The sequence below is a fragment of the Pseudomonas sp. GW821-FHT07F01 genome, from assembly GCF_059418825.1.
In genome coordinates this window covers 426176-449400 of record NZ_JBWKQO010000005.1, presented here as the reverse complement: position 1 = coordinate 449400, position 23225 = coordinate 426176, and the positions used below count along the sequence as shown (strand labels likewise).

22 protein-coding genes are annotated in these 23225 nt (G+C 64.1%); 14 read left to right on the top strand and 8 right to left on the bottom strand.

What is annotated here, in order from left to right:
* Nucleotides 1-13 precede the first annotated feature (13 nt).
* Genes AC07R1_RS20425 through AC07R1_RS20400 form a run of 6 tightly spaced genes read left to right on the top strand, consistent with a single transcriptional unit; the run spans nucleotide 14 to nucleotide 6780 of the window.
* On the top strand, nucleotides 14-739 hold the full coding sequence (locus tag AC07R1_RS20425) for an RDD family protein (RefSeq protein ID WP_011063043.1): 726 nt from the start codon (nucleotides 14-16) through the stop codon (nucleotides 737-739).
* On the top strand, nucleotides 736-1716 hold the full coding sequence (locus AC07R1_RS20420; protein ID WP_011063044.1) for a stage II sporulation protein M: 981 nt from the start codon (nucleotides 736-738) through the stop codon (nucleotides 1714-1716). Before AC07R1_RS20425 ends, AC07R1_RS20420 begins: the two co-directional genes overlap by 4 nt.
* Nucleotides 1703-3253, top strand: coding sequence for a DUF4129 domain-containing protein (locus AC07R1_RS20415; protein WP_495110887.1), 1551 nt, complete (start codon nucleotides 1703-1705; stop codon nucleotides 3251-3253). The genes AC07R1_RS20420 and AC07R1_RS20415 overlap by 14 nt, the downstream gene beginning before the upstream one ends.
* Nucleotides 3250-4413, top strand: coding sequence for a DUF4350 domain-containing protein (locus AC07R1_RS20410; RefSeq protein WP_019094620.1), 1164 nt, complete (start codon nucleotides 3250-3252; stop codon nucleotides 4411-4413). Before AC07R1_RS20415 ends, AC07R1_RS20410 begins: the two co-directional genes overlap by 4 nt.
* Complete coding sequence (locus tag AC07R1_RS20405; protein ID WP_015636785.1) at nucleotides 4410-5435, top strand: AAA family ATPase; 1026 nt, start codon at nucleotides 4410-4412, stop codon at nucleotides 5433-5435. The genes AC07R1_RS20410 and AC07R1_RS20405 overlap by 4 nt, the downstream gene beginning before the upstream one ends.
* A 13-nt stretch (nucleotides 5436-5448) precedes the next feature.
* Complete coding sequence (locus AC07R1_RS20400) at nucleotides 5449-6780, top strand: DUF58 domain-containing protein (protein ID WP_011063048.1); 1332 nt, start codon at nucleotides 5449-5451, stop codon at nucleotides 6778-6780.
* 15 nt (nucleotides 6781-6795) lie between these two features.
* On the opposite strand, the gene AC07R1_RS20395 is transcribed toward AC07R1_RS20400, so the two are convergent.
* Together AC07R1_RS20395 and AC07R1_RS20390 are read right to left on the bottom strand one after the other, a co-directional pair.
* Nucleotides 6796-7155, bottom strand: coding sequence for a PilZ domain-containing protein (locus AC07R1_RS20395; protein WP_011063049.1), 360 nt, complete (start codon nucleotides 7153-7155; stop codon nucleotides 6796-6798).
* 218 nt (nucleotides 7156-7373) lie between these two features.
* Nucleotides 7374-7748: a hypothetical protein gene (locus AC07R1_RS20390; RefSeq protein ID WP_011063050.1), complete on the bottom strand. Its 375-nt coding sequence runs from the start codon at nucleotides 7746-7748 to the stop codon at nucleotides 7374-7376.
* Between the two features lie 157 nt (nucleotides 7749-7905).
* Here AC07R1_RS20390 and pyk point away from each other — a divergent pair, with 157 nt between their 5' ends.
* Nucleotides 7906-9357, top strand: a complete 1452-nt coding sequence (gene pyk / locus AC07R1_RS20385) for a pyruvate kinase (RefSeq protein WP_011063051.1) — start codon at nucleotides 7906-7908, stop codon at nucleotides 9355-9357.
* 83 nt (nucleotides 9358-9440) lie between these two features.
* Here pyk and AC07R1_RS20380 read toward each other — a convergent pair whose 3' ends face one another.
* From AC07R1_RS20380 to AC07R1_RS20370, 3 genes are read right to left on the bottom strand one after another with little or no spacing between them, the layout of a single operon-like run.
* Nucleotides 9441-10190 carry an enoyl-CoA hydratase-related protein gene (locus AC07R1_RS20380; RefSeq protein ID WP_047288807.1) on the bottom strand — a complete coding sequence of 250 codons (750 nt, stop codon included), beginning with the start codon at nucleotides 10188-10190 and terminating at the stop codon, nucleotides 9441-9443.
* Nucleotides 10191-10218: 28 nt separating this feature from the next.
* Nucleotides 10219-11157, bottom strand: a complete 939-nt coding sequence (locus AC07R1_RS20375) for an iron-sulfur-binding ferredoxin reductase (RefSeq protein WP_011063053.1) — start codon at nucleotides 11155-11157, stop codon at nucleotides 10219-10221.
* A complete protein-coding gene (locus tag AC07R1_RS20370) occupies nucleotides 11150-12256 on the bottom strand; it encodes a GGDEF domain-containing protein (protein WP_495110886.1) in 1107 nt (368 codons plus the stop codon). Before AC07R1_RS20370 ends, AC07R1_RS20375 begins: the two co-directional genes overlap by 8 nt.
* Nucleotides 12257-12593: 337 nt before the next feature.
* Between AC07R1_RS20370 and AC07R1_RS20365 the strand changes: the two genes are divergently transcribed.
* The 4 genes from AC07R1_RS20365 (at nucleotide 12594) to AC07R1_RS20350 (ending at nucleotide 18952) form a co-directional block, all read left to right on the top strand.
* Nucleotides 12594-14117: a fumarate hydratase gene (locus AC07R1_RS20365; RefSeq protein WP_011063055.1), complete on the top strand. Its 1524-nt coding sequence runs from the start codon at nucleotides 12594-12596 to the stop codon at nucleotides 14115-14117.
* A 153-nt stretch (nucleotides 14118-14270) separates the two neighbouring features.
* Entirely contained in the window at nucleotides 14271-16037 is a 1767-nt protein-coding gene (locus tag AC07R1_RS20360) for a sensor histidine kinase (RefSeq protein WP_011063056.1), read from the top strand.
* Nucleotides 16031-17365, top strand: a complete 1335-nt coding sequence (locus AC07R1_RS20355; protein ID WP_011063057.1) for a sigma-54-dependent transcriptional regulator — start codon at nucleotides 16031-16033, stop codon at nucleotides 17363-17365. The genes AC07R1_RS20360 and AC07R1_RS20355 overlap by 7 nt, the downstream gene beginning before the upstream one ends.
* A gap of 264 nt (nucleotides 17366-17629) precedes the next feature.
* The gene (locus AC07R1_RS20350; RefSeq protein ID WP_011063058.1) at nucleotides 17630-18952 is read left to right on the top strand and encodes an MFS transporter; all 1323 of its coding nucleotides are present in this window, start codon (nucleotides 17630-17632) and stop codon (nucleotides 18950-18952) included.
* A 93-nt stretch (nucleotides 18953-19045) separates the two neighbouring features.
* Here the strand turns inward: AC07R1_RS20350 and AC07R1_RS20345 are convergent, their stop codons facing one another.
* Nucleotides 19046-19801 (bottom strand): COG4705 family protein, encoded by a 756-nt coding sequence (locus AC07R1_RS20345; protein ID WP_065365292.1) that lies wholly within the window; start codon nucleotides 19799-19801, stop codon nucleotides 19046-19048.
* 376 nt (nucleotides 19802-20177) lie between these two features.
* Here AC07R1_RS20345 and AC07R1_RS20340 point away from each other — a divergent pair, with 376 nt between their 5' ends.
* The gene (locus tag AC07R1_RS20340; protein WP_053153492.1) at nucleotides 20178-20513 is read left to right on the top strand and encodes a hypothetical protein; all 336 of its coding nucleotides are present in this window, start codon (nucleotides 20178-20180) and stop codon (nucleotides 20511-20513) included.
* Nucleotides 20514-20677: 164 nt separating this feature from the next.
* Entirely contained in the window at nucleotides 20678-21307 is a 630-nt protein-coding gene (locus tag AC07R1_RS20335; RefSeq protein WP_093408440.1) for a flavin reductase family protein, read from the top strand.
* Nucleotides 21308-21316: 9 nt separating this feature from the next.
* Here the strand turns inward: AC07R1_RS20335 and AC07R1_RS20330 are convergent, their stop codons facing one another.
* Nucleotides 21317-21589 (bottom strand): hypothetical protein, encoded by a 273-nt coding sequence (locus AC07R1_RS20330; protein WP_041119660.1) that lies wholly within the window; start codon nucleotides 21587-21589, stop codon nucleotides 21317-21319.
* A gap of 9 nt (nucleotides 21590-21598) precedes the next feature.
* A complete protein-coding gene (locus AC07R1_RS20325) occupies nucleotides 21599-21964 on the bottom strand; it encodes a putative quinol monooxygenase (protein ID WP_011063063.1) in 366 nt (121 codons plus the stop codon).
* A 330-nt stretch (nucleotides 21965-22294) separates the two neighbouring features.
* Here AC07R1_RS20325 and AC07R1_RS20320 point away from each other — a divergent pair, with 330 nt between their 5' ends.
* Nucleotides 22295-23224, top strand: coding sequence for an AraC family transcriptional regulator (locus tag AC07R1_RS20320; protein ID WP_011063064.1), 930 nt, complete (start codon nucleotides 22295-22297; stop codon nucleotides 23222-23224).
* Nucleotide 23225: the final 1 nt, after the last annotated feature.

Genomic DNA, 23225 nt, shown 5'->3' with positions numbered 1-23225 from the left:
CGATAAGTTACCCATGCTTGAGACGACAGCAACGCCAAGGAACGCATCGCTGCACCCGCCACTGGATACGCGCTACCAGGTCGAAACCCCCGAGGGCATCGACCTGCCGCTGCGGCCTGCGGGGTTGCTGGTGCGCACCCTGGCCTTCAGTCTCGACCTGGGCATCCGCGGGCTGGTGCTGGGCCTGCTGTTCATCATCCTGGGCTTTTTCGACGAAGTCGGCGTCGGCCTCGGCTCCATCCTGCTGTTCCTCATCAGTTGGTGGTACATGGTGCTGTTCGAGGTGCTGAACCAGGGACGCTCCCCCGGCAAGCAACTGATGGGGCTGCGAGTGGTGCAGGACGACGGAACCCCGATTGGCTGGAGTGCCTCCCTGACCCGCAACCTGCTGCGCTTTGCCGACATGCTGCCTTTCGGCTATTTCCTCGGCGCCATCAGTTGCCTGCAGCACCCGACCTTCAAACGCCTCGGCGATCTGGCCGCCGGTACCCTGGTGATCTACCGCGAGCAGCCGGTCAAACGCCCCGAACTGCCGCCAGCCGTCCCCCGCACTGCGCCCTTCGCCCTGAGCCTGAATGAGCAACGGGCGATCCTCGGCTTTGCCGAGCGCCAGGGCCAGCTGTCGGCCGAACGTACCCGGGAACTGGCCGGCATCCTCGCGCAACCGCTACATGTACCCAGTGCCCAGGCCACGGCCGAACTCAATGGCATTGCCCGCGGCTTCCTGGGAACCCCATGAAACAAAGCCTTTTCGAACACCGCCACCAGGCGCAATGGCAACAGTTCGAGCAATTGCTCGAGCGTCTGGAACATGGCCGGGCCAAAGCCGAGGAATGCCAGAGCTTCGTCCAGGACTACCGGCGCCTGTGCCAGCACCTGGCCCTGGCCGAAGAACGCGGCTACAGCAGCTACCTGATCGATCCGCTGCAACAACTGGCCCTGCGTGGCCACCAGCAGCTGTACCGACAGCGCAGCGCCTTCGGGGCCAATCTGTTGAGTTTCGTGCTGGCCGGTTTCCCCCGTCTGGTGCGTCAGGAGTGGCGCCTGGTGCTGCTGGCCAGCCTGCTGTTCTTCGGCAGCCTGCTGGCCATCGGGGTGCTGGTGTACCTGTTTCCCGATCTGATCTACAGCCTGGTGAGCCCGCAGCAAGTCAGCGAGATGCAGGGCATGTACGACCCTACAGCCGGGCGCCTGGGGCGGGCCGCCGAACGGGCCTCGAGCGAAGACTGGGTGATGTTCGGCTACTACATCATGCACAACATCGGGATCGCCTTTCAGACCTTTGCCAGCGGCCTGCTGTTCGGCGTGGGCAGTGTGTTCTTCCTGTTTTTCAACGGCCTGATGATCGGCGCCATTGCCGGCCACCTGACCCAGATCGGCTTCGGCCAGACCTTCTGGCCATTCGTGATCGGCCACGGCGCCTTTGAACTCAGCGCCATTGCCCTGTCTGGCGCCGCCGGGCTGAAACTTGGCTGGGCGTTGATCGCGCCGGGCCGCCTGACCCGCGGCGAAGCCCTGCTGCAAGCCGCGCGCGTCAGCGTGCAACTGATCTACGGCGTCATCGGCTTCTTGCTGATCGCCGCCTTTGTCGAGGCCTACTGGTCCTCCATGACCTGGCCGGCCGCCTGGGTCAAATACAGCGTCGGCAGTGCCCTTTGGGGCCTGGTGGCGGCCTACCTGACCCTGGCCGGACGTGAATCCCATGCGCCTGAGTGATGCCAGCGTGGTGATCCGCCCCCGCAGCGCCTGGGAGGCCATGGACCTGGGCGTGCTACTGAGCCAGCGTCATCGGCGCTTGCTGATGAGCAGTTGGGCCATCGTCAGCCTGCCAGTGTTCGCCCTGCTGAGCCTGCTGCTCTGGGAATCGCCGTCGCTGGCGATCCTGCTGTTCTGGTGGCTGAAGCCGGCCTTCGAACGCCTGCCGCTGTTTATTCTGTCTAAAGCCCTGTTCGGTGAAACACCCAGCCTGGGGCAAGCGCTGAAACAATGGCCTCGCCTGCTCAAGCCGCAACTGCTGGCCAGCCTGACCTGGCGTCGCTTCAGCATGAGCCGCAGCTTCACCCTGCCGGTGGTACAACTTGAAGGCCTGAGCGCCGATGCCCGGCAACAACGCCTGGCGGTGCTGCTACAGAAAAATGCCGGGGCCGCGCGCTGGCTGACCCTGATTGGCATGCACCTGGAAGGCGCCCTGTGGATTGGCCTGATGGTGCTGTTCTACCTGCTGCTGCCACAACAGGTCGAAGTGGACTGGAGCTGGCAGAGCCTGATGATCGCCGCCCAACAGGACTGGCTATGGCTGGAACACCTGACCAACGTCTTCTACGCCCTGGTCCTGGTGATCTGGGAGCCGATCTACGTGGCCTGCGGTTTCAGCCTGTACCTGAACCGACGCACCGAGCTGGAGGCCTGGGACATCGAGCTGGTATTCCGTCGCCTGCGCCAGCGCCTGACCGGTGCCAGCACGCTGCTCTTGCTCGCCGGCCTGCTGTTCCTGGCACCGACCCAAGCGCTCTGGGCCGCCGCCCCCAGCAGTTCCGCGGCCGGCCCCGAGACCCCGCGGCTGCTGCAGCAACCGCTGACCAGCAAGGCCTCCAGGGACAGCATCCAGGCCATCCTGGACAAGCCCCCCTTCAAGAACCAGGAGTCGGTCACTCGCTACCGTTTCGGTGACGAGCAAGCCCAGAAGAAGGACGCCAAGGGCAAGCCTCCAGGCTGGCTCAAGAACCTGCTGGAAAGCCTCGGCAAGGACAGTTTCGGCGGGGTCGCCAAGGGCCTGGAGATTCTGCTCTGGGGGTTGCTGCTGGCGGCTCTGGGCTGGCTGATCTGGCGCTACCGCGATTGGCTGCAGGCCTTCGTCAGCCGTCGTCCGCTGACGCGCAAGAAACGCCCCGCGGCCATGCCCCAGCAGTTGTTCGGGCTGGAAGTCAGCAGCGAAACCCTGCCCGCCGATGTCGCCGCCCGCGCCGCTGAACTCTGGGCCAGCCAGCCCCGGGAAGCCCTGGGCCTGCTGTACCGGGCGCTGCTCAGTCGCTTGCTGGAAGACTTCCACCTGCCCCTCAGCGTGGCCGATACCGAAGGCCAGGTGCTGGAGCGCATCAAGGCGCTGCAGCAGCCACAATTGGAGGCCTTCAGCATCAGCCTGACCCGCCACTGGCAGAACATGGCGTACGGTCATCAGGTACCCGGCGCCGATCTGCAACCACAACTGTGCGGCGCCTGGCGCAGCCTGTTCGGCCCCGGAGCACAGCCATGAAGCGCTACCTGTGGGGCGGCCTGGTCCTGTTCCTGGCTCTGGTCCTCGGGGCCGGCGGCTATTACCTGTATCGCCATGCCACTCCCTATCAGGAATTGGTCGATCACGGCCCCTCCCCCGAGGCCCGGGCCAACCCCTACCTGGCGGCCGAGATGTTCCTGCGTGAACGTGGCCTCAAGGTACAACACACCAATAGCCTGGATGTCCTGGCCAGCTTGCCCCCGGCCGGCAACAGCCTGTTGCTGCTGGGAGAGCGCTCGAACATGAGCCCGCCCCAGGTCGACCAGCTCCTGGAGTGGGCCCGCGCCGGCGGCCGCCTGCTCTTCGTCGCCGAGGCCCTGTGGGACGAGGACAGCCAGAAGAGCGGCGACCTGCTGCTGGACCAGGTGCAGATCCACCAGCAGCTCAGCCAGGACCTTGACGAGCCACCGGAGCCGGAAGCCGACGATGCCTATCCGAAGCTGACCAAGGTCTACCTGGAAGACGAACAGGCTCCGGCCTACATCAGTTTCGACACCGACTTCCACCTGGACGACCCGCAAAGCCTGGCGCAATCCTGGGCCAACAGCGGCGTGGCGACCCACATGATCCAGCTTGAATACGGCAAGGGCGCGGTCATCGTGCTCACCGATGCCGATATCTGGAAAGCCCCGGCCATCGGCCTGTACGACAACGCCTGGCTGCTGTGGTACCTCAATACCGATAGCGCTGTGACGCTGCTGTTCAATACCGATCACCCGGACCTCTGGCAGTTGCTCTGGCGCTATTTCCCCCAGGCGCTGGTAGCCCTGGCCCTGCTGCTCGGCCTGTGGCTCTGGCAGGCCGGCGTGCGCCACGGGCCGTTGCTGGCTCCGGCCCCCAAGGCGCGGCGTCAACTGCGTGAACACCTGCGGGCCAGTGCCGACTTCCTGCTGCGCCATGCTGGCCAGGGTGCGTTGCTGCAGGCCCTGCAACTGGATATCCGGCGCCGTGCACGGCGCCGCCACCCGGGCTTCGAGCAATTGCCGGCCGAGGCCCAGTGGGACGTGCTGGCCCTGCTCAGCCAACAACCTGTCGAGGCCATTCGACAGGCCCTGCAACCCTTGTCCGGACAGCGCCTTTCCAGCGTTGATTTCAGCCACCAGGTCGCCCGCCTGCAAACTCTCAGGAATGCCCTATGAGCGAACAACCGATCGAATTCCCCGAGCCTTCCGAGGCCCCACAGCCTCAGGTCCATGCTGCCCAGCAGCGCCAGCGGGCCAGCCAGCTGGCTCAGGCGGTGCGCCTGGAACTGCAGAAGGCGGTGATCGGCCAGGAAGCGGTCATCGATGATGTGCTGACCGCCCTGATCGCTGGCGGCCATGTGCTGCTCGAAGGCGTACCCGGGCTCGGCAAGACCCTGCTGGTACGAGCCCTGGCCCGCTGCTTTGGCGGCGAGTTCGCGCGCATCCAGTTCACCCCCGACCTGATGCCCAGCGACGTCACCGGGCATGCGGTATACGACCTGCAGACCGAGCAGTTCAAGCTGCGCAAGGGCCCGCTGTTCACCAACCTGCTGCTGGCGGACGAGATCAACCGCGCGCCGGCCAAGACCCAGGCCGCCCTGCTGGAAGCCATGCAGGAACGTCAGGTCACCCTCGAAGGCCGAGCGCTGCCCATCGCCCAGCCGTTCATGGTCCTGGCTACCCAGAACCCCATCGAACAGGAAGGCACCTACCCGCTGCCGGAGGCCGAGCTGGATCGCTTCATGCTCAAGCTGCGCATGGACTACCCGGATGCCGAACAAGAACTGACCATGGTCCGCCAGGTGACGCGCTCGACCCGCGCCGACATGCTCGATGTACAGCCTCTGCGCACCGTACTCCAGGCCAAGGACGTACTGGCCCTGCAGCGCATCGCCAGCGAACTGCCCCTGGACGAGCAGGTGCTCGATTATGCCGTGCGCCTGGCCCGGGCCACCCGCAGCTGGCCAGGCCTGACCCTGGGCGCCGGCCCCCGCGCCTCCATTGCCCTGGTGCGCGGCGCTCGTGCCCGAGCCCTGCTGCGTGGCGGCGAATTCGTGATTCCCGATGACATAAAGGGCTGCGCCATGGCCGTGCTGCGGCATCGAGTACGGGTCGCCCCGGAGCTGGACATCGAAGGCCTGTCGGTGGAACAGGTGCTCAAGCAGATGCTCGAACAGATTCCGGCACCGCGCCTGTGAGCCGCCCACGCCAATGAAGCCGACCCGTCTGCTGTTGATCTGGCTGGGTACTTTGACCGGCCTGTACACCCTGCTCGGCGCCGCCCGTGCCCTGGGCAGCGAGGCCCTGCCGCGCCTGGACTCGATTGCCTGGGGCCTGCTGCTGGCGTTGTTGCTGCTGGCATTGCTGGACGCCCTGCGCCTGCTGCGCGTGGCCTCGCCGCAGATCCAGCGCCAGCTACCCGGCAGCCTGCCCCTGGGCCGCTGGAGCGAAGTGCAACTGGAGATCCTGCACGACTACCGGCAACCACTGGATGTGCAGCTGTTCGACCACCCGCCCCAGGGCCTGGGCTTCGAGCACCTGCCGCAGTCCACGCGCTTGGAGCCGGGGCAGGTCAGCCGGATCGGCTATAACGTGCGCCCACTGCAGCGCGGCCACTTCAATTTCGACCAGTGCGAAGTCAGCCTGCCCAGCCCTCTCGGATTATGGAGCGCCAGGCGCCTGCTCAAGGTGCACGACAGCACCCGGGTCTACCCGGACTTCGCCCGGCTCTACGGCGCACAATTGCTGGCGGTGGACAACTGGCTCAGCCAACTCGGTGTGCGCCAGCGGCAACGCCGCGGCCTGGGCCTGGAGTTCAACCAACTGCGGGAGTTTCGCGAAGGCGACAGCCTGCGGCAGATCGACTGGAAGGCCACGGCCCGCCAACGCGCGCCCATCGTCCGGGAGTACCAGGACGAACGCGACCAGCAGATCATCTTCATGCTCGACTGCGGGCGCCGCATGCGCAGCCAGGATGGCGAGCTGGCGCACTTCGACCATGCCCTCAATGCCTGCCTGCTGCTGAGCTATGTCGCCCTGCGCCAGGGCGATGCGGTGGGCCTGTACAGCTTTGCCGGGGAACGCTCGCGCTACCTTGCACCGGTCAAGGGCTCGGCCCAGTTGAGCGTGCTGCTCAATGGCGTCTACGACCTGGACACCAGCCAGCGCCCCGCCGATTACCAGGCCGCCGCCAGCGAGCTGCTGGCGCGGCAGAAACGCCGGGCACTGGTGGTGCTGATTACCAACCTGCGGGACGAGGATGACCAGGAACTGCTGACGGCGGTCAAGCGCATCGGCCGCCAGCATCGGGTGCTGGTGGCCAGCCTGCGCGAAGAGGTGCTCGACCAGTTGCGCCAGAGCCCGGTGCAAACCCTGCCCGAAGCCCTGGCCTACAGCGCGACGGTGAACTACCTGAACAGCCGCGCCGAGCTGCACGAACGCCTGAGCGCCCACGGCGTCGCCCTGCTCGACGCCCGCCCGGGAGAACTGGGGGCCGAACTGGTCAGCCGCTATCTGAGCTGGAAGAAAGCCGGCAGCCTGTAGCTGCTGCCGAGCGCCTCAGGCCGAGGTCTGCAACGGGTGAAAGCTGAAGTAATGACGCAACGCCTGCTCCAGCTCGACAAACTCCGCACCGGCCCGCAACAGGCTGAAACCGCTGTCGTAGTGGTGCGGCGTCAGGTCCTCATGACACCAGAGGCAGCAGGCGCTGAAGTCGATGAACTGCACCTGGCCGTCACCGCCGGGGACTTTCACCCGCAAGTCGAATTCGGCACCGATCAGCATCGGCAACTGGCTGATCAGCATCAGCCCGTCGGCCGACAGGTTGCCAAGGAAACCCACCGGCTTGTCGGTGAAACGATTGAATACTTTTAAAAAGGACGGCAGTTGGTGCCGCTCGATCCGAGGTTCCATGAACATGCTGGGTATCGCTATGAAAGGTCATTAAGCATGACCGCACTAGTGCTTCGGAACAGGCCCTGAATCGGCCCGCCCTCCCGGATTCGATGCGCGAGGAAGACTGCCAGAAGGATTCCAACGCCACTGCCACCAGCCGGGCCGGGGCAGTTTTCGAACAGCCTGTGCAGATGTTAGCTCAAGCACGAGGGGCAATTACACGGCCCCCTAGTGAATCTCTTTTACAACGCCGTGCGACGAACTTGAGCGGCGCCATTTGCCGGGTAGTGCCCCAACTGTTGCAGGGTATCCAGGCGAGCCCGGGCGCGAAACGCGTACTCGCTGGTGGGGTACTGGGTAATGATGAACTGGTAGGTCTGCGCGGCATCGACGAACAACTTCTGGCGCTCCAGGCATTGCCCGCGCAGCATCGACACTTCCGGCTGGATATAGCGACGGGCACGGCTGTCACGGTCGACCTGGCTCAACTCGAGCATCACGCTCTCGCAGTTGCCGCGGTCATAAGCGCGGTAGGCGTTATTCAAATGATGGTCCATGGACCAGCGGGTACAGCCGACAACACTGACGGCCAGGGCAGCAATGAGTACGAATCGCATGGGGTATCTCCTGTCTTGTGCAGTGTATCGACTCATCGGCAAAAATCTTCAAGGTTGTTGCGGTAAACAAACAAAGCAATAAGTAGTGCAAACGAACAATGACTACAACTTCGGAGCATAGTAGCCTCTCGTTGCGCTTGAACTCAGGAGTCCGTGCATGTCCGTTCGTCGTACCAAAATCGTTGCCACCCTTGGCCCGGCCAGTAACTCGCCGGAAGTTCTCGAACAGCTGATTCTCGCGGGCCTGGATGTTGCCCGTCTGAACTTCTCCCACGGCACTCCGGACGAGCACAAGGCTCGCGCCAAACTGGTCCGCGACCTGGCAGCCAAGCACGGCCGCTTCGTGGCCATCCTCGGCGACCTGCAGGGCCCGAAGATCCGCATCGCCAAATTCGCCAACAAGCGCATCGAGCTGAAGATCGGTGACAAGTTCACCTTCTCCACCAGCCATCCGCTGACCGAAGGCACCCAGGATATCGTCGGCATCGACTACCCGGATCTGGTCAAGGACTGCGGCGTGGGTGACGAGCTGCTGCTGGACGACGGCCGCGTGGTGATGCGTGTGGAAACCGCCACCGCCACCGAGCTGCATTGCGTGGTGACCATCGGCGGCCCGCTGTCCGACCACAAGGGCATCAACCGTCGTGGTGGTGGCCTGACCGCCCCGGCCCTGACCGAGAAAGACAAGGCCGACATCAAGCTCGCGGCCGAGATGGAAGTCGATTACCTGGCCGTGTCCTTCCCACGGGACGCCGCCGACATGGAATACGCGCGCAAGCTGCGTGACGAAGCCGGTGGTACTGCCTGGCTGGTAGCGAAGATCGAACGCGCCGAAGCGGTGGCCGACGACGAAACCCTCGACGGCCTGATCAAGGCCAGCGACGCGGTCATGGTTGCCCGTGGCGACCTGGGCGTGGAAATCGGCGACGCCGAGCTGGTGGGCATCCAGAAGAAAATCATTCTGCACGCCCGTCGCCACAACAAGGCGGTGATCGTTGCGACCCAGATGATGGAGTCGATGATCCAGAACCCGATGCCGACCCGCGCCGAAGTGTCCGACGTGGCCAACGCCGTGCTCGACTACACCGATGCGGTGATGCTCTCGGCGGAAAGCGCCGCCGGTGCCTACCCGCTGGAAGCGGTGCAGGCCATGGCGCGGATCTGCGTCGGTGCGGAAAAGCACCCCACCAGCAAGACCTCCAGCCACCGCATGGGCAAGGTGTTCGAAAGCTGCGACCAGAGCATCGCCCTGGCTGCCATGTACACCGCCAACCACTTCCCGGGCGTGAAGGCGATCATCGCCCTGACCGAAAGTGGCTACACCCCGCTGATCATGTCGCGCATCCGCTCCTCGGTGCCGATCTACGCCTACTCCCCGCACCGCGAAACCCAGGCTCGCGCAGCCATGTTCCGTGGCGTCTACACCATCCCGTTCGACCCGGCTTCCCTGCCGCCCGAGCAGGTCAGCCAGGCAGCGATCGATGAGCTGCTCAAGCGCGGTGTCGTAGAGAAAGGCGACTGGGTGATTCTCACCAAGGGCGACAGCTACCACACCACCGGCGGCACCAACGGCATGAAGATCCTGCACGTGGGCGACCCGATGGTCTGAGTCTTCGCCTTGCTGAACAAAAAGCCCCGGTGCCGAAAACACCGGGGCTTTTTCATGCCCGCGTGAAACCGCTGTCCACGGCCTCAGCCCTTGCTGAGAAACCCGGACAACGCGGCGATGGCTTCCGGGGACTGCAGGCGCCGGGTGAATTCCACGCCCTCTTGCTCAATGACCTGGCGCAGTTGTTCGCGGTCCGGCGCCTTCATCAGGCGCTTGCTCACCTGCACCGCTTCGGGCGCCAACTGGCTGAAACGCAAGGCCGCCTCCCGGGCCTTGGCCAAGGTGGCCACACCATCCCCCAGGGCGGCGCTGGCAATCCCCCAGGCGGCGGCCTGTTCGCCACTGAAGCCTTCGCCCAGCAACAGCAACTCCGCCGCCTTGGCCTGCCCCAGCAAGCGCGGCAGGATCAGGCTCGAACCAAATTCCGGGCACAGCCCCAGGTTGACGAACGGCATGCGCAGCCGTGCATCGCGACTGACATAGACCAGATCGCAATGCAGCAGCATCGTGGTGCCGATACCTACTGCCGCGCCGGCCACTGCGGCCACCACCGGCTTGCGACATTGCACAAGGCTGCGCATGAAGCGAAACACCGGGCTGTCGAGGTCCCGGGGCGGTTGCTGGAGGAAGTCGGCGATGTCATTGCCGGCGGTAAAGCATTCGCTGCTGCCGCAGATCAGCACGGCGTTGATCTCGGGATCGCCATCGGCCTCGCTCAGGGCGTCGGCCAGGCGAGCGTACATGGCGCGGGTCAAGGCGTTTTTCTTGTCGGGACGGTTCAGGCGCAGGGTCAGCAGCCCGCCCTCACGTTGCAACTCGATGGCATCGGTCATGGGGATCTCGCTCTGGAAGAATCAGCGCTCAACCACGGGGCAGGAACACATCGGCCAGCAGTTGATTGCGCGGCAGCCCCGCCAGGTACAGGCGCCGGGCGAAGGCTTCGACACTGTCAGGGTGACCGCAGAGTAAGGCCTGGGTTTGCCGGGAAACAAGCCGCAGTTGCGCCAAAGCGGCTGTCAGCTCGGCCCCGGTCCACAGCTCGACGGACAGCTGGGCCCGGTTCGCCGCCAGGGCCGCCAGGGGTTTGGCCAGGTAATGCTCACTGCTGTCATGGGCCAGGTGAATGATACGGATAGGGCCCTGGTGATCCTGGCGCAAGGCCTCGCGCAGTATGCCGAACAGCGGCGCCAGGCCGGTTCCCGCGGCCAGTAGCCAGAGTGGGCGCTGCTGCCAGTCCGGATCGTAGTGCAAGGCGCCGCCCCGCAACTCCCCCAGGCGCATCGGATCGCCCAATTGCAACTGGCGCGCCGCATCGCTGAACTGGCCCGGATGCCGGCAGTCCAGATGGAACTCCAGAAAGCGGTCGTCTTCCGGCAGGCTGGCCAGGGAATAAGGCCGGGCGATCTGGCCGGCGGCCCACAGCACCAGATGCTGGCCGGCGCGGTAACGCAAGGGCCGCTGCGGCTGCAGGCGCAAGCGCAGGACCGAGCTCGACAACCAGTCCAGGCCGCTCACCGTCGCAGGCAGGCCATCACGCACAGGGTCGAAGGTCTCGACGTGCAGGTCCTCCACCACCTGGCACTGGCAAGCCAGGCGCCAGCCGAGCCGACGCTGTTCGTCGCTCAAGGCATCTGGCCGGCTATCGCTGGGCAAGCCCTGGACACAATGCACCAGGCAGGCATGGCAACTACCGGCGCGACAACTGTAGGGCACCGTCACGCCAGCCTGATTCAGGGCATCCAGCAAGTTGCTTCCAGGCGCCACCGGCCAGCACCGGCTGCCAACGGTCAATTCAGGCATCGAGGTTTTCCCAGGCCGCAGAGCAACGATTGCGACCGTCGCGCTTGGCCCGATACAGCGCCTGATCGGCGCGTTGCAGGGCATGGTCCAGATCGTCGCCGGCCCGCAGCAGGGTCATCCCCGCCGACAGGCTCAGGTCTCGTACGTTAAGGCCCACCAGTTGCACTTCGGTGAACGCCAGGCGCAAACGCTCGCAGCAGGAGGTCAGGCGCTCGGCGTCACACTCGGGCAGCAGTACCATGAATTCCTCGCCACCGTAACGGGCCAATACGTCGCCATCGCGCAGGCAAGCCGTGGCCACCGCGGCGAAGGCCTGCAGTACCTGGTCGCCGGCAGCATGGCCGTGGAGATCGTTGATGCGCTTGAAATGGTCCAGGTCGATCAGCGCCAGCCCATGCACCTGCTCCTGATCCATGGCTTGCAGCTCGCGGCTGGCAATGCGCAGGAAATGCCGGCGGTTGAACAGGCCGGTCAGTTCATCGGTGGCTACCAGGTCCTCCAGCTGTCGCATCATGCCTCGCAGCGTGTCCTGATGGGCCTGCAAGGCAAAGCGCCGCTGGCGCATGCGTGAGCGCGAAGCCTGGACATAGGCGGCATACAGGCACATCCACACCAGCATCACCAGCAGCACGCAGACCTGCAGCGCGGCCAGTTGCGGATCACCGAGGAGCAGGCGATAGCCGTCCCACAGGTTGACCCCGGCAAAGCAGAAGAAGATCAGCGCCGCGCTGCGCAGATAGGCCCGGCGGGAGAGGTGAAACAAGCCGAACAGCAACGGCAGCAGGTAGAACACCAGGAACACCCCGCGGGCCTGATCCAGATGGGCCATCAGCCAGGTCTGCCAGGCGATGCCCAGCACCACCTGGACTTCGGTCAGGCTGGGGTCGGCGAACTGCAGGTTGCGTCCGCTGACGAACACCCAGCACAGCAGCCCCTGGCTGGCCAGCACCAGGCCAGTGCCCAGCAGCGCGCTGCCGCTCGAAGCACGGGAATGCCCCGTGACGACGGCCAGCCAGAACAGCAGCAGGATCAGTGCGTAAGTGCCCGCGGCAATGGCGAAGCGCTTGAATAACAGGCTCTGGATGGCTTTATGGGTCAATCGTTGACTCACCGTGAGAAAGGAGGCTTAAAGAGTTTCCTACCCTGCAGGCCACTTGCCACTTTAGTGCTGAGCCCGGCAAATGACTATTCAAATTTAAAACCCCGTCGCCAGGTTTCAGCGCCGACTCAGGCAAGAACAGTGCCCATCCGATGGGCGACTTTGGTTGGCCCGGCCAGCGGGTGTACCCAACCCCCAGGCGAGGTATACTGCCGCGCCTTTTTAGCGTCGCGCCAGTTGTCTGTCCGGCGTGCCTTAGAAGGTGCCTGCATCCGACCGATGCACCCAAGTGCAGGCACCTTATTAAATGTTCCCGTCTTTTAGAGGAGCGCGACTCATGACCGTGATCAAGCAAGACGACCTGATTCAGAGCGTTGCCGACGCCCTGCAGTTCATTTCCTACTACCACCCCGTGGACTTCATCCAGGCGATGCACGAGGCCTACCTGCGGGAAGAATCGCCGGCTGCCCGTGATTCCATAGCGCAGATCCTGATCAACTCGCGCATGTGTGCCACCGGCCACCGGCCGATCTGCCAGGACACCGGCATCGTCACGGTTTTCGTGCGCGTGGGCATGGACGTGCGCTGGGACGGCGCCACCATGAGCCTGGACGACATGATCAACGAGGGCGTGCGTCGCGCCTACAACCTGCCGGAAAACGTCCTGCGCGCCTCCATCCTGGCCGACCCGGCAGGTAGCAGGAAAAACACCAAGGACAACACCCCCGCGGTGATCCACTACTCCATCGTCCCGGGCAACACCGTGGAAGTGGACGTGGCGGCCAAGGGCGGCGGCTCCGAGAACAAATCGAAGATGGCCATGCTCAACCCGTCCGACTCGATCGTCGACTGGGTACTCAAGACCGTTCCGACCATGGGCGCCGGCTGGTGCCCACCGGGCATGCTGGGCATCGGTATCGGCGGCACCGCCGAGAAAGCGGCAGTGATGGCCAAGGAAGTGTTGATGGAATCCATCGACATCCACGAGCTCAAGGCCCGTGGCCCGCAGAACCGCATCGAAGAGATCCGCCTGGAGCTGTTCGAGAAGGTCAACCAGCTGGGCATCGGCGCCCAGGGCCTCGGTGGCCTGACCACCGTGCTCGACGTGAAGATCATGGACTACCCGACCCACGCCGCTTCCCTGCCCGTGTGCATGATCCCCAACTGCGCCGCCACCCGTCACGCGCACTTCGTACTGGATGGCTCCGGCCCGGCGAGCCTGGAAGCCCCACCGCTGGACGCCTACCCGGAAATCGTCTGGGAAGCCGGCCCGTCGGCCCGTCGGGTCAACCTCGACACCCTGACCCCGGAAGAAGTGCAAAGCTGGAAGCCGGGCGAAACCGTACTGCTCAACGGCAAGATGCTCACCGGCCGCGACGCTGCGCACAAACGCATGGTCGAGATGCTGAACAAGGGCGAAACCCTGCCGGTGGACCTCAAGGGTCGCTTCATCTACTACGTCGGTCCGGTCGATCCGGTCGGTGACGAAGTGGTCGGCCCGGCTGGCCCGACCACCGCCACGCGGATGGACAAGTTCACCCGCCAGATCCTCGAGCAGACCGGCCTGCTGGGCATGATCGGCAAGTCCGAGCGCGGCCCGACCGCGATCGAAGCGATCAAGGACAACAAGGCCGTGTACCTGATGGCCGTCGGCGGCGCTGCCTACCTGGTAGCCCAGGCGATCAAGAAGTCCAAGGTCCTGGCCTTTGCCGAACTGGGCATGGAAGCGATCTACGAGTTCGAGGTCAAGGACATGCCGGTGACCGTCGCCGTCGATAGCAAGGGCGAGTCGGTACACATCACAGGTCCCGCCATCTGGCAGAAGAAGATCAGTGACAGCCTGGCGGTAGAAGTGCAGTAAGTCCTTCCTCCGTTCGGCCCAGGCGGCGGTGCTGTTCATTGAATGGCCCGCCGCTTTTTTTATGCACCGCCCTTTCCCGACACTGTCCGCGATCAACGTTAGCCCCGGCGCTCATGCTATCGTTCCCGCCCCCATTGCAGCCTGCCCCGACTCATGGCCCAGATCTCTCGCCCCCTCCGCTTGACGTTCTATATCCTGGTGATTCTTGCTGGCACCGTGCTCAGCGCCGGCCTGGCCATGCGCCATGCAGAACGGCAGACGCTGGTGGAGGAAGCCGCCCGTGCCAATGAGCAGTTGGGGCTGTATGCCAACTCGCTGCATACCCTGATCGAACGCTATCGCGCCCTGCCGGCGGTCCTGGCCCTGGACCCGGAACTGCGCGCGGCGCTGCAGGGGCCTGTGGCCACCGAAACCCAGGACGCATTGAACCGCAAGCTGGAAAAGATCAATGGCGCGGCCCGCTCCTCGACCCTGGAACTGCTGAACCATGAGGGCCTGGCCGTGGCCGCCAGCAACTGGCGCCTGCCCAGCAGCTACGTGGGCCACAACTACGGCTTTCGCCCCTACTTCAAGCAGACCCGCAGCCAGGGCAGCGGGCGCTTCTATGCGGTGGGCGTGACCAGCGGCATCCCGGGGTATTTCCTGGCCAGCGCAGTCAAGGCCGACAACCAGGACTTCCTCGGGGCCATGGTGGTCAAGCTGGAATTCCCCGAGCTGGAACATGAATGGAGCCAGGGCAACGACACCCTGCTGGTCAGCGATGCCCGGGGCATCGTGTTCATCGCCAACCAGCCAGGCTGGCGCTACCGGCACTTGCAGCCGCTGTCGAGCAACGACCTGGAAGAAATCAAGCTCACCCGCCAGTACGACAAACAGCCCCTGACCCCGCTGCAGCACCAGACGCTGCAACGCTTTGACGACAACAGCAGCCTGGCCCGGGTCGAAGGCCCCGAGGGCCGCGCCAGCTACCTCTGGGAGTCCCTGCCGTTGGCCGCCGAAGGCTGGACCCTGCACCTGCTGCGCAAACCGCCGAATGCCTTCGAGGAAACCCGCAATGCCGGGCTTGCCGCCGCCGGTGCCTGGCTGACCCTGGTGTTCCTGCTGCTGTTCCTCAACCAGCGCTGGCGCCTGGGGAAAGTCCGCCAGCGCAATCGCCAGGAGCTGGAGCAACTGGTGGAGGAACGTACCCGCGATCTGCGCACCGCCCAGGAAGGCCTGGTGCAATCGGCCAAGCTCGCGGCCCTGGGGCAGATGTCCGCCGCCCTGGCCCACGAAATCAACCAGCCCCTGACCACCCAGCGCATGCAGCTGGCAACCCTCAGGCTGTTGCTGGATCACGGCCGGGTGGACGAAGCCTACAAAGCCCTGCGCCCACTGGACGACATGCTGACCCGCATGGCCGCCCTCACCAGCCACCTCAAGACCTTCGCCCGCAAGAGCCCCAGTGGCCTGCGAGAACGCCTGGACCTGACCGCTGTGGTGGACCAGTCGCTGCACTTGCTGGAAGCCCGGCTGCGTGCCGAAGACGTCGAAGTGGTACTGCAACTGACCCGCCCGGCCTGGGTCCGGGGCGACGCCATCCGCCTGGAACAGGTGCTGATCAACCTGCTGCGCAATGCCCTGGACGCCATGCAGGACAAACCGCACAAGCGCCTGGAGATCAGTCTCGAAGCCGAAGACCAGCTCTGGCAACTGCGGGTGGCCGACAACGGCGGCGGCATTGCCGAGGAACACTTGCTGAGCGTCTTCGATCCATTCTTCACCACCAAACCGGTGGGTGATGGCCTGGGGCTGGGGCTGGCGGTGTCCTATGCCATAGTCCACGAGCTGGGTGGCCGCCTGAGCGTGGCCAACCAGGAGCAAGGGGCGGTGTTCACCCTGAGCCTGCCCATCGACCTGGAGGCCCATATCCAATGCTGAACTCAGTGATCGTGGTGGACGACGAAGCCAGCATCCGTACCGCCGTCGAGCAGTGGCTGAGCCTGTCGGGCTTCGAGGTCCAGCTGTTCAGCCGGGCCGAGGACTGTCTGGCGCAACTGCCGAAGAACTTTCCCGGGGTGATCCTCAGCGATGTGCGCATGCCCGGCATCAGTGGCCTGGAACTGCTGGCCCAGGTCCAGCGCCTGGACCCGGACCTGCCGATCATCCTGCTCACAGGCCACGGCGATGTCCCCATGGCGGTGGAAGCCATGCGCGACGGGGCCTACGACTTCCTGGAAAAACCCTTCAGCCCCGACACCCTGCTCAGCAGCCTGCGCCGGGCCCTGGACAAGCGCCGCCTGGTCCTGGAAAACCGCCGCCTGCACCAACAGGCCGACAGCCGGGCCAAGCTCGACGCCACCTTGCTGGGGGTCTCCAGGGCCTTGCAGACCTTGCGCCGCCAGGTACTGGAACTGGCAGCCCTGCCGGTCAACGTACTGATCCGCGGCGAGACCGGCAGCGGCAAAGAACTGATTGCCCGCTGCCTGCACGACTTCGGCCCGCGGGCCGGCAAGCCCTTCGTCGCCCTGAACTGCGCGGCGATCCCCGAGCAGTTGTTCGAGGCCGAGCTGTTCGGCCATGAAAGCGGCGCCTTCACCGGCGCCCAGGGCAAACGCATCGGCAAGCTGGAATACGCCGACGGCGGCACGCTGTTTCTCGACGAGATCGAAAGCATGCCCCTGGCCCAGCAGGTCAAGCTGCTGCGGGTGTTGCAGGAGCAGAAGCTGGAACGCCTGGGTTCCAACCAGAGCATCAAGGTCGACCTGCGGATCATCGCCGCCACCAAGCCCGACCTGCTGGACGAGGCCCGTGCCGGGCGTTTCCGTGAAGACCTGGCCTACCGCCTGACCGTGGCTGAACTGCGCCTGCCACCCTTGCGCGAGCGCCGCGAGGACATCCCCCTGCTCTACGAGCACTTTGCCCAGAATGCCGGGGAACGCCTGGGGCGCAGCGTCGCGCCCTTGAGCGGCGCGCAACTGAGCCGCCTGCTCAGCCACGACTGGCCGGGCAACGTGCGCGAGCTGGCCAATGCCGCCGAGCGCCAGGTGCTGGGCCTGGGCGAGCCGGAACCCGACGCCATCGAACCCGGCCAGTCCCTGGCGGCGCAGCAGGAAGCCTTCGAGGCCCAATGCCTGCGCGCGGCCCTGAGCCGGCACAAGGGTGATATCAAGGCGGTGCTCAACGAGCTGCAACTGCCCCGCCGGACTCTTAACGAAAAGATGCAGCGCCATGGACTGACCAGGGAACAGTTCCTCAAGGAGGAGTAACCCCTATAGGACCCGGCTTGCCGGAGAATCAGCCCTCAAGCCCGGCCCCCCCCCCCATCGACGCCTTCGCCCACATGCCCAGGGGCACGGCCGCTTTCGGCAATTTCCCGCTTACCCGCAAGGTGCCGATAGGCGGATTTCCGCTCATCACTCCCGCCTCCCCCCTCTAGCCCGGGCTTCTCGCCCTTGGCACAGGTCCTGCTATAGCCCCAGCAGGCTGCGCTCGCGCGCACTCCACAAAAACAATGAATAGAAGGGTCCTTCATGGATATCTCTAATACCCTGCCTGCCGGGTCGGCGGCTGCGCCCGCCACAGAAAAGACCACCGCCAGCCGCCTGAAGTCGATCTTCAGCGGTTCCGTGGGCAACATGGTCGAGTGGTACGACTGGTACGTCTACGCCGCCTTCTCGCTGTACTTCGCCAAAGTCTTCTTCCCCAAGGGCGACACCACCGCCCAACTGCTGAACACCGCCGCGATCTTCGCCGTGGGCTTCCTGATGCGCCCGATCGGTGGCTGGCTGATGGGGCTGTATGCCGACCGCAAAGGGCGTAAGGCCGCCTTGATGGCCTCGGTGCTGCTGATGTGCTTCGGCTCGCTGATCATCGCCCTGACCCCGGGTTACGAAACCATCGGCGTCGGCGCTCCCATCCTGCTGGTGCTGGCGCGCCTGATGCAGGGCCTGTCGGTAGGCGGTGAATACGGTACCTCCGCCACCTACCTCAGCGAGATGGCGACCAAGGAACGTCGTGGCTTCTTCTCCAGCTTCCAGTACGTGACCCTGATCTCCGGCCAGCTCATCGCCCTGGCGGTGCTGATCGTGCTGCAGAACATTCTGACCACCGAGGAGCTGCAGTCCTGGGGCTGGCGGATTCCGTTCGGCATCGGTGCCCTCTGCGCCGTGGTAGCCCTGTACCTGCGTCGCGGCATGGAAGAAACCGAGTCCTTCACCAAGAAGAAGGAAAAGCCCAAGGAAAGCCTGATGCGCACCCTGATGCGTCATCCCAAGGAGTTGATGACCGTGGTCGGCCTGACCATGGGCGGCACCCTGGCCTTCTATACCTACACCACCTACATGCAGAAATACCTGGTGAACACTGTCGGCATGAGCATCTCCGACTCCACCACCATTTCCGCCGCCACGCTGTTCCTGTTCATGTGCCTGCAACCGGTGATCGGTGCTCTCTCGGACAAGGTTGGCCGACGCCCGATCCTGATTGCCTTCGGTATCCTCGGCACCCTGTTCACCGTGCCGATCCTCACCACCCTGCACACCATCCAGACCTGGTGGGGCGCGTTCTTCCTGATCATGGCGGCGCTGATCATCGTCAGCGGCTACACCTCGATCAACGCGGTGGTCAAGGCCGAGCTGTTCCCTACCGAAATCCGCGCCCTGGGCGTGGGCCTGCCGTACGCACTGACCGTGTCGATCTTCGGCGGTACCGCCGAATACATCGCCCTGTGGTTCAAGAGCATCGGCATGGAAACCGGCTACTACTGGTACGTCACCGCCTGCATCGCCTGTTCGCTGCTGGTCTACGCGACCATGAAAGACACCCGCAAGCATTCGCGGATCGAGACTGACTGAAAACAACAACGCCCGGGTGCAAGGCCCGGGCGCTTTTCGCGATCTGTGGGGAAGCTTTCGCCGGCAAGCCGGCTCCTACAGAGGCTGTACAGGTCAGGAAAGTTCGGCAGCGCCCTGGCGCCCATCGCGGCTCTGGGCCCAGGCCGCCCCCACGATCATCACCAGCAGGATTCCCGCCAATACCGCCGACGAGCCGATGGTGCCGAAATCCAGGCCGCCTTTTTCGTGGGGTTTGGTGAGGAAGTCGCCCAAGGTTGCGCCGAACGGCCGGGTCAATACGAAAGCGACCCAGAACAACAGTACCGACGAGAGCCTGGTGAAGTACTTGAGCAGCACCACCACGGCGATGGTCGAGCCGATCAACAGCGCCCCGCCGGCAAAGCCCAGCCCCGAATCGTCAGCCAGGTAGTCGCCGAGGGCGGTGCCCAGGGTGTTGGAAAACAGGATCGCCATCCAATAGAACATCTCGCCGCGAAAGGTCTGGATCTTGTTGACGTTCAGCGAGTCGCCGCTCAGACGCCAGAGCGCGAAGATCGCCAGCAGAATACCGATCAGGATCAACGAGCCACTGGCATAGCCCAGGCCCAGGGTGCGGTCCATGAAATCCGACATGGTGGTGCCGGCGGTACTGGTGGAGAGGATCACGATCCAGTACAGCACCGGGTTGTAGGTCTTGGACCACAGCTGGGTGACCAGGGTCAGCAGGAACACACTGATCAGAATCATCGAGCTGATGGCATAACCCACATTCAGGGTCATCGACAGCAGGTCCCCCGCTGTTTCGCCGAGGGTGGTCGCGCAGATTTTCATGACCCAGAAGGCCAGGGTGATCTGGGGTAGCTTGTTCATTCGCAAAGGTGCTCCAAAGGTCGCATTCAAGGCGGCCTGTCTATGGACTGCAGGCCTGCGCGGAGGCTGAACGTCAAGGGGTGAAAAACAGGTAAGGCGCGGATGAAAAAATCGTTGAAATATTTTCTTACAAGCAATCTGCTCAATTAATGATCAGTTAATGCTGGATGCATAGCCTGCTAATGAATCCAAGTGGTTACTTGGCTCTTCTATGCAGTGAGGCTTGAACGCGGGATTTGGCGGCGAGGGCTGATCTCATAAACATCGATAAAGTAGATATTTATAAGCATTAATTTGCGCTTTTATATCAACTTTACCGGAGTAGGATTCATTCCAAGCCCAACGTATTCACCTCAACGAACCCGGAGTCACCATCATGAAAAGCAAACTGATCCTCGCCCTGACCCTCTCGGTACTGGCTGCCAACACCTTCGCCGCTGATGGCTACGATCGCACCGGTTCTGCCACCTTCGCTGCCGATGGCTACGACCGCACCGGTTCCGCCACCTTCGCCGCCGATGGCTACGATCGCACCGGTTCCGCCACCTTCGCCGCTGATGGCTACGACCGCACCGGTTCCGCCACCTTCGCCGCCGATGGCTACGACCGCACCGGCTCCGCCACCTTCGCCGCTGATGGCTACGACCGCACCGGTTCCGCCACCTTCGCCGCTGATGGCTACGACCGCACCGGCTCCGCCAGCATCAGCTGATTGATGCACCTGACACCACAGCCCGGCCTTGGCCGGGCTTAGTCGTTTCTGGCCAGGGGAAAACACCCACAACGTGGAACGCTCAAGGGCCAGGACGCTGGAATTGGGCGATTGCGCACTGCACTATGACGCCCTTACCCCGCCCCAAGCAGGAACCTTGAGCCATGCCCGACGATATCCACTTTTACCAACCTGCCCTGGGCCACGGCCTGCCCCACGACCCGTTCAATGCCATCGTCGGCCCGCGCCCCATCGGCTGGATCTCTTCCCAGGATCGCGAGGGGCGCCTGAACCTGGCGCCCTACAGCTTCTTCAACGCCTTCAACTACATTCCACCGATCATCGGTTTCTCCAGCGTCGGGCGCAAAGACAGCCTGAATAATATCGAGCAGACCGGCGAGTTCGCCTGGAACCTGGCCACCCGACCTCTGGCCGAGCAGATGAACCAGAGCTGCGCCGCAGTCCCGGCCGAGGTAAACGAGTTCGAACTGGCCGGCCTGACCCCCGTGGCGTCGAAAATCATCAGCGTGCCCCGGGTAGCCGAGAGCCCGGTGTCCTTCGAGTGCAAGGTCACCCAGATCATTCAATTGCAGCGGGCGGACAAGGAACTGGTGCCGAGCTGGCTGATCCTCGGCGAAGTGGTCGCCGTGCATATCGCCAAGTGGCTGCTCAAGGACGGGATCTACGACACCGCCGCGGCAGAGCCGATTCTGCGCGGCGGCGGGCCGGCGGATTACTTCCAACTGGGGCCAGAGGCTCTGTTCAGGATGCACCGCCCGGGGGCAGTCAAATAGCGCTTGGACTCAGTAGCTCTTCCAGCTCAATTCGCCGTCCTGATCGACGTCGGCCAACTGTTCGAGTTGTTGTGCGGCAGCCTGGTCGGCGTCATGCGCCGTCTTGAATTTCTGCTCATCCAGGACTTTATGAAAGCGTGGTGCGCTTGATGCGCCGAGAGCCTTGACGGCAATGGCGGCGCTGTATCCCCCCTCCCCTGGAACCACAGCGGAAACTGCTTCGTAGTGTGCAAACTCTTTGCGTGCCATGTTGCGAGTCCTGGCCAATGAAAAGTCGGCCATTCTAAACCTTCAACTGGCCAGCTTGTGCACCGGCGCCTGCTGTAGTTGCGGATATTCGCCATGGGCTTGCAGCGCCGACACGGTACTGAAGGTATGAAAATCCAGGCTGTTGACCACCAGGTCCTGCACCAGCTCGGCAAAGATCGCCATGGCCGGGGAATTGAAATAGGCCGTCATCGCCTGCTGGCTGCTCCAGAAACCGGACACCAGCCACAGGTCGGCATCGCACTGCGAATGCTGCAGGGCAAAATGCAGGCAACCACAGGCCTGGCGGGACGGTTCGATCAGGCTGCTCAAGCGCGCACCCAGCTCCTTGGAACGCCCGGCCCGGGCTCGGACAAAGGCCATGTGACTGACGGGAATATGCGTGGACATGTGCGACCCTCCCAGGGTGTTGTCGAGGCAGCCATGGGACGGGCTGCGACAGGATCAACGATACGGGGCAGGCCCTCGCGCGCGTTAGTCGATTTCTGCCGTTGATTTGCCCAATCCTGCGACAAGCCCTTTGCTCCCTCCCCGACTCCCCGCCATTGGGCAAAAGCATGACAACGGTGTTTCAAGCAAGTGAAGCTCAGGAGCATCGGCTGATCTTGCCTATCGCGCGCGCAAGCAGCAGGATCAGGCAAGTTTTACGCAGGATTCGCCTACCCGCGCTTCTTGCACAAACTTAAGCTGTGCCGACTGCAAACACTCGGAGGCTGCCCCATGCCATCACTGGAAACCCCGCCACCGCCCCTGGCCCCGGAGATGGAACGGCAGCGCGTGGAACTGGCCGCGATCATTGCACGCAACACCGCCGAGGACGGCAGCTACGCCACGGCCATCGACTCGTTGTTCGTCTCGCGCCACAGCAGCTCTCATCAATTCGGTTCGGTGCTGGCACAGCCGGCGCTGTGCATCATGGCCCAGGGCCGCAAGGAAGTACGCCTGGCCGATGAAAGCTACAACTACGACCCCTTGAATTACCTGGTGGTCTCGGTTTCCGTCCCCCTGAGCGGCAAGGTGGCGATCGTTTCACCAGAGGAGCCGATCCTGGCCCTGCGCCTGGACATCGACCCCGGGGAAATCAATGCATTGATTGCCGATGCCGGCCCCATCGGCGTACCCGCCCGGCCTACCGGGCGCGGCCTGTACGTGGAACGCCTGGACCCGGCGATGCTCGACGCGGTGCTGCGCCTGACCCGCCTACTGGACACCCCGAAAGACATCACCATGCTCGCGCCGCTGGTACGCCGGGAAATTCTCTATCGCCTGCTGCGCAGCCCCCAGGGCCACCGCCTGTATGAGATCGCCACTGCCAACAGCCAGGGCCACCGGGTCAACCAGGCCATCAAGTGGCTCAACGGCAATTTCGTGCACCCGTTGCGCATCGATGATCTGGCCCGGGAGGTGAACCTGAGCGTCTCGACCCTGCACCACCGCTTCAAGGCCATGACCGCCATGAGCCCGCTGCAGTACCAGAAACAGTTGCGCCTGCAAGAAGCCCGGCGGCTGATGCTGGCCGAGGGGCTGGAGGCTTCGGTAGCGGGCTATCGGGTGGGTTATGAAAGCCCGTCGCAGTTCAGCCGCGAGTACAGCCGCTTGTTCGGCGCGCCGCCGTTGCGGGATATGGCGCGCCTGCGGGTGAGCAGCTGAG